Source organism: Curtobacterium sp. MCLR17_007 (assembly GCF_003234655.2).
GTDB lineage: Bacteria > Actinomycetota > Actinomycetes > Actinomycetales > Microbacteriaceae > Curtobacterium.
Genome location: NZ_CP126271.1, coordinates 481,051 through 492,778, shown reverse-complemented (window position 1 = coordinate 492,778; position 11,728 = coordinate 481,051). Strand labels below are relative to the sequence as shown.

Annotated in this window: 10 protein-coding genes; 2 read left to right on the top strand and 8 right to left on the bottom strand. The window is 71.0% G+C overall.

Going from position 1 to position 11,728, the window contains the following annotated elements:
- Window positions 1-2: 2 nt before the first annotated feature.
- The 6 genes from DEJ13_RS02425 to DEJ13_RS02400 form a co-directional block, all read right to left on the bottom strand.
- Window positions 3-140, bottom strand: a complete 138-nt coding sequence (locus DEJ13_RS02425; RefSeq protein WP_181437131.1) for a hypothetical protein — start codon at window positions 138-140, stop codon at window positions 3-5.
- Window positions 141-181: 41 nt separating this feature from the next.
- Window positions 182-736, bottom strand: coding sequence for a DUF2231 domain-containing protein (locus DEJ13_RS02420; RefSeq protein WP_111107969.1), 555 nt, complete (start codon window positions 734-736; stop codon window positions 182-184).
- A gap of 80 nt (window positions 737-816) precedes the next feature.
- Window positions 817-2,985: an ATP-dependent Clp protease ATP-binding subunit gene (locus tag DEJ13_RS02415; RefSeq protein WP_111107970.1), complete on the bottom strand. Its 2,169-nt coding sequence runs from the start codon at window positions 2,983-2,985 to the stop codon at window positions 817-819.
- Window positions 2,960-4,426: an MFS transporter gene (locus tag DEJ13_RS02410; RefSeq protein WP_111107978.1), complete on the bottom strand. Its 1,467-nt coding sequence runs from the start codon at window positions 4,424-4,426 to the stop codon at window positions 2,960-2,962. Before DEJ13_RS02410 ends, DEJ13_RS02415 begins: the two co-directional genes overlap by 26 nt.
- Window positions 4,427-4,739: 313 nt before the next feature.
- Window positions 4,740-5,036 (bottom strand): twin-arginine translocase TatA/TatE family subunit, encoded by a 297-nt coding sequence (gene tatA, locus DEJ13_RS02405; protein ID WP_111107979.1) that lies wholly within the window; start codon window positions 5,034-5,036, stop codon window positions 4,740-4,742.
- Window positions 5,037-5,180: 144 nt separating this feature from the next.
- Window positions 5,181-7,958, bottom strand: coding sequence for a glycoside hydrolase family 2 protein (locus tag DEJ13_RS02400; protein ID WP_111107971.1), 2,778 nt, complete (start codon window positions 7,956-7,958; stop codon window positions 5,181-5,183).
- 273 nt (window positions 7,959-8,231) lie between these two features.
- Between DEJ13_RS02400 and DEJ13_RS02395 the strand changes: the two genes are divergently transcribed.
- A complete protein-coding gene (locus DEJ13_RS02395) occupies window positions 8,232-8,651 on the top strand; it encodes a hypothetical protein (RefSeq protein WP_056123355.1) in 420 nt (139 codons plus the stop codon).
- 59 nt (window positions 8,652-8,710) lie between these two features.
- The gene (locus tag DEJ13_RS02390; protein WP_111107972.1) at window positions 8,711-9,541 is read left to right on the top strand and encodes an aldo/keto reductase; all 831 of its coding nucleotides are present in this window, start codon (window positions 8,711-8,713) and stop codon (window positions 9,539-9,541) included.
- 69 nt (window positions 9,542-9,610) lie between these two features.
- Here DEJ13_RS02390 and DEJ13_RS02385 read toward each other — a convergent pair whose 3' ends face one another.
- Both DEJ13_RS02385 and DEJ13_RS02380 read right to left on the bottom strand, forming a co-directional pair.
- Window positions 9,611-11,101, bottom strand: coding sequence for a sugar transferase (locus DEJ13_RS02385; protein ID WP_181437132.1), 1,491 nt, complete (start codon window positions 11,099-11,101; stop codon window positions 9,611-9,613).
- Between the two features lie 110 nt (window positions 11,102-11,211).
- Window positions 11,212-11,622, bottom strand: coding sequence for a heat shock protein transcriptional repressor HspR (locus DEJ13_RS02380; RefSeq protein ID WP_056124003.1), 411 nt, complete (start codon window positions 11,620-11,622; stop codon window positions 11,212-11,214).
- Window positions 11,623-11,728 lie beyond the last annotated feature (106 nt).

The window sequence follows — 11,728 nt, the reverse complement described above, 5'->3', positions numbered from 1 at the left end:
CATCACACATCAGACTCCTGGGAAGGAGCCGGATCGAGCCGGACGAGCCCCACGGACTCGTCGATGCGGACGACGAACGCCGCCCCGCCCGTGGTGGGCAGGACGGCGAGGGGGACGGTGTCGGTGGTGAGGTGGTCCATGACCCCGAGCCTGACGGCAGCGGTGTTTCCCGGCTGTGACCTCAGGCGTCGAACGGCACCTCGCCGTGCTGGCTCACGCCGGCACGCTGTCGGTAGGCCAGGTGACCGCCCAGGTACCCGCCGACTCCGACCACGGTCAGTCCGGCGAACCCGAGGAGCTTGCCCGCCGCGTGGTTCCCGCGCTTCCGCTGCAGCCACGACAGGCCGTACAGCGAGATCCCGACCCAGTTGACCGCCTGGTGCACCCAGCCCGTACGGAGCTGTTCGCGGTCGAGCTCCGCCCAGTCGACGTACCCGGCCAGGCTCGCGCTCGTCGAGGACACGAGCCCCACGCCGACCAGCGTCTTGGCGGCCTTCCGGTTGCCCCGCCCGCCGAGCAGGTCGAGCACCGCCGCCGAGATCCAGGCGCCGAGCGGGACCTGGACCATCAGCGGGTGGAGCGGGTGTCCGAACGGCACCCCGTGCAGCAGCTGGCGCAGCGCGCGGGGCCGGGCGGTCGCCCGGACCACCGCGCGGTCGAAGTCGACGGCCTTGTCGAGGACGGCAGCGCCCTCGATGGACTCGGTCAGGCGGCGGAACGCACGGATCTCAGGCATGTCGTGCACGCTAGGCCGGGAGGCCCGGTGCGGGTCCCAGGGACCGGCACCGGGCCTCCCGTCCGACGTGTCCCCCGGGACTACTCCTCGACGACCTCGCCCAGCTCGAAGGGTTCCACCACGAGCCCGTCGCCGCCGTCGGCGACGTCGACCCGGACGGTGTCGCCGTCACGGACGTCGCCAGCCAGGATCGCACGTGCCAGCTGGTCGTCGATCTGCCGCTGCATCAGGCGGCGGAGCGGCCGCGCGCCGTAGACCGGGTCGTACCCGCGCTCGGCGAGCCATCCGCGCGCCTGCGGGGTGACCGCGAGCTCGAGGCGACGGTCCGACAGGCGACGGGCGAGCCGGTCGACGTCGAGCGACACGATCTGCCCGAGGTCCTCGGTCGTCAGGGCCTGGAACACCACGATGTCGTCGAGCCGGTTCACGAACTCGGGACGGAACGCCTGCTGGACCAGCTCTCGCACCGATTCCTCGCGCTGCAGGCTCGTCAGCGACATGTCGGTCATGAACTGCGAGCCGAGGTTCGACGTCAGCACCATGATCGTGTTGCGGAAGTCGACCGTGCGGCCCTGTCCGTCGGTGAGCCGTCCGTCGTCGAGCACCTGCAACAGGACGTCGAAGACCTCGGGGTGCGCCTTCTCGACCTCGTCGAGCAGGACCACCGAGTAGGGGCGGCGTCGGACGGCCTCGGTGAGCTGCCCGCCGGCCTCGTACCCGATGTACCCGGGCGGGGCACCGATCAGCCTGGCGACGGAGTGCTTCTCGCCGTACTCGCTCATGTCGATGCGGACGAGGGCCTTCTCGTCGTCGAACAGGAACTCGGCGAGCGCCTTGGCCAGCTCGGTCTTGCCGACACCGGTGGGCCCGAGGAACAGGAACGACCCCGTCGGGCGGTCCGGGTCGGAGATGCCCGCGCGCGTGCGTCGGACCGCTTCGGACACGGCGCTGACGGCGGTGCGCTGCCCGATGATCCGGCGTCCGAGCTCGGTCTCCAGGTGCAGGAGCTTCTCGGTCTCGCCCTGCAGCAGGCGGCCGAGCGGGATGCCGGTCCACTGGGCGATGACGGCCGCGATGTCCTCGTCGGTGACGCTGTCGTTGACCATCCGGTCGGCGGACTCGGCCTGTTCGGCGGCGGCGAGCTCGGCCTCGATCCGGGGCTTCTCGCCGTACTCCAGTCGCGAGACGGTCTCGTAGTCGGCTTCGCGCTGGGCTCGCTGCGAGCGCATGTTGAGCTCGTCGAGCTGCTGCTTGAGCTCACCGATGCGGTTGAGTGACGCCCGCTCGGCCTGCCAGCGGGTCTCGAGCTCGCGGAGCCGCTCCTCGCGCATGCCCAGCTCGTTCCGCAGGGTCTCGAGCCGCGCCTTCGAGGCGTCGTCCTTCTCCTGCTTGAGCGCGTACTCCTCGACCCGCAGCCGGTCCACGTTCCGCTTGAGCTCGTCGATCTCGACCGGGCTGGAGTCGATCTCCATGCGCAGGCGCGATGCCGCCTCGTCGATCAGGTCGATCGCCTTGTCCGGCAGCTGCCGCCCGGAGATGTAGCGGTTCGACAGGCTCGCCGCGGCGACGAGCGCCGAGTCGTTGATCGTCACCTTGTGGTGCGCCTCGTACCGCTCCTTGAGCCCGCGCAGGATCGCCACGGAGTCCGGCACCGAGGGCTCACCCACGTAGACCTGCTGGAAACGACGCTCGAGCGCGGCGTCCTTCTCGATGTACTGGCGGTACTCGTCGAGCGTGGTCGCCCCGATCATCCGGAGCTCACCGCGCGCCAGCATCGGCTTGAGCATGTTCGACGCGGCGACGGACCCCTCGCCGCCACCCGCGCCCATCAGCGTGTGGAGCTCGTCGATGAACGTGATGACCTGGCCGTCGGACTCGTTGATCTCGCGCAGCACGTCCTTCAGGCGCTCCTCGAACTCGCCGCGGTACTTCGCGCCGGCGATGAGCGCCGAGATGTCGAGCGAGACCAGCCGCTTGTCCTTGAGCGAGTCGGCGACGTCGCCGGCCACGATGCGCTGCGCGAGTCCTTCGACCACGGCGGTCTTGCCGACACCGGGCTCGCCGATCAGCACGGGGTTGTTCTTGGTGCGCCGCGTCAGCACCTGGGAGACGCGGCGGATCTCGGCGTCGCGGCCGATCACGGGGTCGAGCTTGCCGCTCTTCGCGATCGCCGTCAGGTCGACGCCGTACTGCTCGAGGGCGGTCTTCTGCTGCTCCGCAGAGTCAGGAGCGCCCTGGAGGTTCGCCATGCGTTCTGTCCTTTCCTTGCGTCGGATCTGGACTTGAGTCTAATGCACTCAACTTGTGATCGGGGGTCGGATTCCGGATCCCGAGTGCACTCACCGCGGCGCCCGCCAGCAGCAGCACCGCCATCACCACCATCGCCCGGTGGATCCCGCCGACGCTCACCTCGCCACCCAGGACCACCCCGGCCAGCGCGACCATCACCAGGCTCGCGATGCGGGCGACCGCGTTGTTGACCGCCGAGCCGACGCCGGCCTCGGACTGCGGCACGGACCCGAGCACCGCACTGGTGAGCGGGGTGACCATGAGCGTGATGCCGATCCCGACCAGCACGAGGCCCGGCAGCACCCCGAACCAGTACCCGGCCGGGTCGTCGCTCACCACGAGCATGACGAGCGCACCGACCGCCGCGACCGCCGGACCGGCCGCCATGAACCACCGCGGACCGTACCGCCCCGAGAGTCCCCCGACCGTCGTCGACAGCAGGAGCAGCACGAGGGTCGGGGGCAGCGTCGCGAGGCCGGCGAGCCATGCGGGGAAGGCCCACACCTCCTGCAGGAACAGCGTCACCACGAAGAACACCATGCCGAGCGCGCCGTAGATCGAGAGCGTCGCGATGTTGCCGAGCGCGAAGTTGCGCGCACGGAAGAGGTCGAGCGGGACGAGCGGCGCCCCCGTCGTGCGGGTGACCCGGAGCTCCCACGGCACGAACGCCAGCAGGGCGAGCGCGCCGGCGACCAGCGCCGCGACGACGAGCGGGGAACCCCAGCCCAGCCGCTCCTGCTCGATGAGCCCGAGGACGACCCCGCCCACGCCGACCACGGCCAGCACCGCCCCGACGACGTCGACGCGGGCGCGGTGGTCGGCGACGACGTCCGCGGAGATCCGACGGACGAGGGGGATCGTGACCGCGATCGGCACCGCCGTCACGACGAAGATCCACCGCCAGCCGATGCCGTCCACGATCAGGCCACCCACGACCGGCCCGAGGATCGACGCCGCGCTCGACCACGCCGTCCACGTGCCGATCGCCTTCGCCTGTGCCGCACCGCGGAAGGCCGCGACGATGAGCGCCAGGGCACTCGGCGTGACCAGCGCACCCCCGACGCCCTGCAGTGCGCGGGCGACGATGAGGACCTCGCCCGTGGGTGCGACGGCACAGACGACCGACGCGATGCCGAAGACGACGAGCCCCCACGTGATGATGCGGACGCGGCCGAACAGGTCGGACAACGAGCCCGCGACAAGGATCAGCGAACCGAGCGTGACCAGGTAGGCGTCGACGGTCCACTGCTGGACGACGAGCCCGCCGCCGAGTTCCTGGCGGATGGCGGGCAGCGCCACGTTCACGACGCTCGAGTCGAGACCGACGACGAACGACGCAAGGATCGCCACGACCAGCACGACACGTCGGTCGTCGCGGAGCGGGGCGGTGGGGTTCGTCACCTGCTCATCATGGACCGCGGTCGCCGCCACGGCGGGCGCGTCCACCGAGCCTGTGGACAACGGCCGCCCGCTGGCACGACGAAGCCCCCGTGTGAGATCACGGGGGCTTCAGCAACGCGCGTGCACAGCACCGGACACGACGAAGCCCCCGTGTGGGATCACGGGGGCTTCAGCAACGCGCGTGCACAGCACCGGGCACGACGAAGCCCCCGTGTGAGATCACGGGGGCTTCAGCAACGCGCGTGCTCAGCACCGGGCACGACGAAGCCCCCGTGTGGGATCACGGGGGCTTCAGCAACGGGGCGGGACCGGATCAGCTCCGGTGGTCGGTGGTGGAGTTCGGCTGGACGGACGGGCCGGGGTTGACGACCGGGACCTGCTGGGCGGCAGGGGCAGTCGGAGCGGCGGCCGTCGTCGGCTCGGCAGTGGTGTTCTGCACGGTGCCGTCGGTGCCCTTGGCCTTCTTGTCGTCGGTGTCCATCTCCTTCTTGAAGATGGTGATCGACTGGCCGAGGCCCTTGGCGAGGGCCGGGAGCTTGGTCGCACCGAAGAGCAGGATGACGATCCCGAGGATGATCAGCAGGTGCAGACCGGTGAGGTTTCCGAGCATCATGACTCCTTGATTGCGGAACTGGTCGCCGTCAGCACATCGTCGTCGATGCACCCAGCGGAAGTCCTTGTCCGACAATGGTAACTCCCGCAGGTCCGGATGCACAGGCGGGGTCGCGAACGGACACCCCGCACCCAGGAACTGCTAGCGCGCGAGGACCCGGTCGAGGCTCCACAGCACGGCGTCCCCCGTGAGCGACGGGATGTCCGCCTCCGAGACGCCGTGCAGCCGGTAGGCCACGCGCTCCCCCGGCAGCAGCGTCATGAACCCGCGGTCGACGACCCCGGCGGGCTGGACCCGGTCGGGCTGCAGCAGCAGGTCCCGCACGAGCGACTCGGCCTCGACGACCAGGTCGAGCCCGTCGCCGTCCGCGGCCGGGGTGAACGATGCCCGGTAGTGCGCCGGCTCCCAGCGCATGTCCTGGTCGGGCCCCGGCGTCCACACCGCACGTCGCCAGTCCATGTCGGCCACCACCAGCTCGGCCGTCGGGTCCGCGACGACCCCCACCGACGACGGCAGGGTCACCACGGCGACACCGGCCTTGTCCAGCCGCACCGGCAGCTCGGCCTCGGCGAGCACCCGACCGGTCAGGTCGACCCGCCGCACCCGCACCACGCTGTCGAGCCCGCGACGCGTCGAGCGCACGGCGACCTCGATCGGGGACGGCGTCCCGTCGTCCGGACGGTCGAGCACGGCGGTGTCGCCGGGCACGCCAGCGGCGCCGGACGTGCCAGCGGCAGCGGCACCGGCAGCGCCAGCGCCAGCGCCAGCGCCACCAGCCGTCTCGGGGACCGGCAGCGACGCGGTGGTCTGGTCCGAGCCTCCTGTCCGTCCCGCACTGTCCGCAGCCGGACGCCCGACCGTCACCGGCACCCGCGATGCCGGGCGGATCGTCAGCAGCACGTCGTCGTACAGGCGACGCAGCTCGTGCGCCAGCGGCTTCAGCCGCCCGGCGGAGTCGATCGCCGACCACGACGAGACCGGCCACAGGTCGTTGAGCTGCCAGACCACGACGCCGGAGTTGCGCGGCCAGTGGGTCCGCCAGTGCTCGACACCCGTGGCGATCGCGCGCGTCTGCTGCAGCTGCGTCAGGTAGTGCCAGCGGTCCAGGTCGGTGTCCCAGCCGGTGCCGAACCGCGGCTCGAGCCCGCGCGCGAGCTTGGCCATGCCGTCGGCGGCCTTCTGGTGGTGGACCACGCCGGGTGACGTCGGGGTCATCGGCTCGTCGGTCACCGCGTCGCGCAGCGTGCGCCAGGCGGGCGGCGCCTGCCAGCCGAACTCCGAGACGAACCGCGGGACGGAGTCCCGGTAGTGGTCGTCGGACAGTCGGTTCCAGACGTCCCACGAGTGGTGCGTCTCGTTGTCGACGTCGTTGGCGGGCAGCGTCTCGGACCCGGACCAGGGCGACGCCACCGTGTAGAAGCGCGACGGGTCGACCGCGTCGACGATCGTGGGCAGCAGGTCGAGGTAGTAGTCGAGCCCCCAGCCCCGCTCACCCAGGGCATCGCCCCAGTTGTCGGCGTCGTGCAGCCAGATGTTCTCGTTGTTGCCGTTCCACAGCACGAGCGAGGGGTGACGCGACAGCCGCGCGACGTTGTCCCGCGCCTCGGCGACGACCTCGCTGCGCAGGGGTTCGTCCTCGGGGTAGGCCGAGCACGCGAACGGGAAGTCCTGCCACACGAGCAGCCCGAGCTCGTCGCAGACCTCGTAGAAGTCGTGCGACTCGTACACGCCGCCACCCCACACGCGCACGAGGTTCGTGTTGAGCGATGCCGCTGCCCGCAACCGGTCCTCGTACCGCGCACGGTCCACCCGCGAGACGATGACGTCGTCGGGGATCCAGTTCACCCCGCGCACGTCGATCAGGGTGCCGTTGACGTGGATGTCGAACGGGCGCCCGACGTCGTCCTTGGTCGTGTCGATGCGCGTGGAGCGGAAGCCCGTGCGGAAGGTCCGGCGGTCCAGGACCTCGCCCTCGACCGTCTGCAGCTCGACGAACACCTCGTAGAGCGGCTGCTCGCCGTACCCCCGCGGCCACCAGAGCCGGGCGTCGGGGATGCGGACCGTGACGACGGTCTCCTCTTCCTTCGGCGTCACCTGCGCACGGGACCGCTGCCGGGTCTTCGTGCCCTCGGCGGTCTCCCCCGCGACCGTGACCACGAGCACCAGGTCGTCGTCCTCGCCGTCCTGGTCCAGGTCACCCGTGGTGTCACCGTGCGGGTCCGGTCCCGAGCGCTCGAACGCGATGTGCGCGTCGAGCACCCCCTCGCCCGCCTCGACGTCGACCAGTGGACGGACGTCACGCAGCCGGGCGGTGGACCACCGCTCGATCGCGACCGGACGCCAGGGGCCGCTCGTCACCGCGGTGAGCCCCCAGTCCCACCCGAAGTTCGACGCCATCTTGCGGACGTAGGGGAACGGCTCGTCGTACGGGCCGGGCATCGCGCCGGCCCGAGCGGCGACGCGGCCGGCCTCGCGGTACGGCGACTCGAACAGCACCTCGAGCGTCTTGTCCTGGCCACCACCGGCGCCGATGCGGTCGCGCAGGTCGAAGCGGTAGCGACGGTGCATGTTCCGCGTCGTGCCCACGACGACGCCGTCCAGGCTGAGCTCGGCGACCGTGTCGAGGCCGTCGCACACCAGGTCGACCCGCTCGTGTCCGCGGGGGTCCACGTCGAGCTGTCGGCGGTACGTCCAGTCCGCGCGGCCGACCCACGCCGCTGCCGCCTCGTTGCGGTCGAACGAGGGGTCCGCGAGCAGTCCCTCGCGCTCCAGGTCGGTGTGCACCTGCCCGGGGACCGTCGCCCTGATGCCGTCGCCGCGGAGCGCGCCGAGCACCTCCGCCGGGACGCCGGCCGGCACGGTGTCGTCGCCGATCGAGACGGTCCAGTCGCCCTGGAGTTCCTCGCGTTCGAGGGTCATAGCGGTCCTTCTCTGGGCGGGCCACTCCGGTGGTCCACCGTGGTCGGGGCCCGGCCGGCGGTGCCGTCCGCGACCGGGCCAACGGCCTGGAGGCACGGCACCGGTCGTCCGGGCGTCGTCGCGTCGCGCGCGCGGTGACGAATGGAGCGCCCGCGCACGTGGGTGCTCCGCGATGGTAGTACGCGTTGCCTTCCGGAACACGTGCGTCGGCACACCGTCGACCGGGCGTCGCTTCCCGGGGCGTCCCCGGGTCGTCCGTGGCAGGTTGGTGTCGTGATCACCGTCGAACTCGCCAAGACCCTCCGCGACGCCGGACTCCGCTGGAACCCCGCGACCGGCGACCGCTTCGTCATCGACAAGCCGGGCGTCGACGACGACGTCTACACCGTGTCGGAGATGACGGTGGAGCGGCACGACCACCCCTCCGGCACGATCCTCGGGTTCAACGGCACGACCGAGTGGGCGCTCGACTCGGTGACCGCGGCCGAGTCGCTGTGGCTGCCACGTGAGGACCAGCTCCGCGAACTGCTCGGACCCTCGTTCGTCGGTCTGACGCGCGTCGCGTCCGGCGACCGGGTCGTGCACACCGTCACCGCGACGATCTCCGGCGCCGACCGGACCTTCGCGTCCGCCGACCCGGCCATGGCGTACGGCGAGGCACTCGCGGCCTACATCGCCGCCGCGCTCGCCTGAACCCCGTTCGCTGAGTGTTGTCGGAACGGCGCCGGGGTCCGCGCTGGTTGTCTGGTGCCATGACCGTTCCGAACATCACACTCAATGACGGCAAGACCATCCCGCAGCTCGGCTTCGGTGTGTTCCAGATCGATCCCTCCGAGACCAAGGCAGCGACGCTCGCCGCGCTCGAGGTCGGCTACCGCCACATCGACACCGCCGAGATGTACGGCAACGAGAAGGAGGTCGGTGAGGCGATCGCCGAGTCCGGCATCGACCGTTCCGAGATCTTCGTCACCTCGAAGCTCAACAACGGCTTCCACGACCCCGAGGCGGCGCTCGAGAACGGCAAGAAGTCGGCCGAGCTCCTCGGCGGCTACATGGACCTCTTCCTGATCCACTGGCCGCTCCCGACCGTCACGGACTTCGTCCCGACGTGGAAGGCCATGGAGGACCTGTACCGCGACGGCACCGCCCGCTCCATCGGCGTGTCGAACTTCCAGGCTCACCACCTCAACCGCCTGAAGGCCGAGACGACCATCACGCCGTCGGTCAACCAGATCGAGGTGCACCCGTACCTGACGCAGGACGAGCTCCGCGCCCACAACCGCCAGCTCGGCATCGCGACCGAGGCCTGGTCGCCGATCGCCCAGGGCCTGGTCCTCGACGACGAGACGATCACCCGCATCGCCGGCAACGTCGGCAAGTCCCCCGCTCAGGTCGTGCTCCGCTGGCACATCCAGCGCGGCGACATCGTTTTCCCGAAGTCGGTGACGCGCTCCCGCGTCGAGGAGAACTTCGCGATCTTCGACTTCGAGCTCTCCGACGAGGACATGACCGACATCACCACGCTCGACAAGGGCCACCGCACCGGCCCGGACCCGGACACGTTCGACTACGTCCCGGCCTAGACCGGATCACGACGAAGGGCGGTCGCGCAGTGCGCGGCCGCCCTTCGTCGTGTGTCGTGCCGCGTGTGCTCAGTAAGCGCCGCGGGAGCGCAGGACGGACGGGATGGTCCTGGCGAGGATCACGACGTCATGCAGGAACGACCAGTTTTCGACGTAGTGCTGGTCGAGCCGGACGCCGTCGGCCCAGTCGAGGTCCGACCGTCCGCTGACCTGCCAGAGCCCGGTGATGCCCGGCGTGACGAGCAGCCGGCGATCGTCGAAGTCGGCGTAGAGCGCGACCTCGCGCGGCAGGGCCGGACGCGGACCGACCAGGCTCATCGTCCCGACCAGGACGTTCCACAGCTGCGGGAGCTCGTCGAGCGAGGTCGTGCGCAGCACCGCTCCGACGCGGGTGACCCGCGGGTCCTGCTTCATCTTGAACAGTGGCCCGGCACCCTCGTTGTGCTCGGCGAGCTCGGCCACCCGGGCTTCGGCGTCGGTGCACATCGTGCGGAACTTCACGATCGAGAAGGCCTCGCCGCCCCGGCCGACCCGGGTCTGTCGGAAGAAGACCGGGCCGCCGTCCTCGTGCCGGATGAGCAGCGCGACGACCGCGAACACGGGCGCGAGCAACACGAGCCCGAGCGCCGCACCGACCACGTCCAGCGCCCGCTTGCCGGTCCGGCGCCCGTAGTCCGGGGTCTCGATGTGCATGAGCGGGAGCCCGTCGACGGGCCGGTGGTGCACGCGTGCGGCGTCGATGTCGGCGATGGGCGACGAGACGACGAGCTCGACGCCGAGTTCCTCGAGTTCCCATCCGAGCCGGCGCAGGCGTTCGCGACCACCGGCGACGGCACCCGCGACGACGACGGCCGCGACGCCTGACGACCGGACGGCGTCGAGCACCTGGTCCGTGCCGCCGAGGACCGGGAGCACCTCGTCGTCGATCCGCAGGGTCGTACCCGGGCGCACGCAGTCCGTCACGGTCGCCACCACGCGGTAGCCGGTGGTGGGGCTGGCGATGATCCGGCGTCCGACGTAGCGGATGTCCTCGGCGTCACCGACCAGGAGCACGTCGGCCAGGTCGCGCCCGAGGGAGCGTCGTCGGGCCGAGAGCGTGCGGACGGCCTTGCGCCCGAGGGCCAGCAGCAGCAGTCCGAGCGGGAAGGCGATCGCGACGTACCCGCGGGCGAGGGCGACGTCGAGCGCGTAGGCGGCGACCGCGACGACGCCACCCGTCAGCAGGCTCGCCGTGAGCAGCCGGCGGTACTCGTCACCCCCGGCACTCCGGATGCGGGGGTCGCGGGTCCGGAAAGCGGACAGCAGGACCATCCAGAGCACGATGACGACCGGAGCGGTCAGGAACTCGACCAGCCCGGCGCTGAACGACCCGGAGACGGGCCGGAGCTCACCAGGGAACCGGACGACGTGCGCGACGGCGAACGCCACGACCAGCAGCAGCAGGTCAAGGACGGCGGTCGCCACCGCCTGGCGACGGGGGCTGACGGAGTGGTGTCGCGAGGGCCCGGACGGCGTGGAAGCGACGGGACCGGAACGTGCGGGACGGAATGCGAGAGCCACCGGGGAGACCTCCTGACAGGGCACCCAGCAGACGGGTGCGGCCGACACGGTTCGGTCCGCGTCGTCCTGTCAGAATATCACGGCGACATTTCACATCGCAGATGGTCCGCTCAGGTCGGCGGTCGCCAGAGCACGATCTGCGTGTTGCGCTGCGGCCGGGCCCCGGCGCGCAGCGAGACCGCGGCGCCGGTGGCCGTCGCCGCGAAGACCCGGGCACCCGGTCGGTTGATGAGCTGGTCCGCCAACGCCGTCTCGAGTTCGCGGACCCGCTCGCGCAGCGCGCGGTTCTCGTTCTCGAGGTCCAGCACGCGGCGGATCCCCTCGAGCGACACGCCCTCGGAGCCGAGCCGACCGATCTCACGCAGTTGCACGACGTCGCGCATCGAGTACCGGCGCGAGCCGCCCCGGGTGCGCCCGGGCACCACGAGCCCCAGGCGGTCGTACTGCCGCAGCGTCTGCGGGTGCATCTCCGCCAGCTCGGCCGCGACGGCGATCGCGAAGACGGGCGAGTTCTCGTCCATGTCAGTCATGGCGTGGTCCTTCCGTCGTCCGCGTGGTGGTGAGAACAGGCCGGAGGCTCGGTGCCAGCTCCTGACGGAACCGCACCGAGCCTCCGGACCGGCTTGT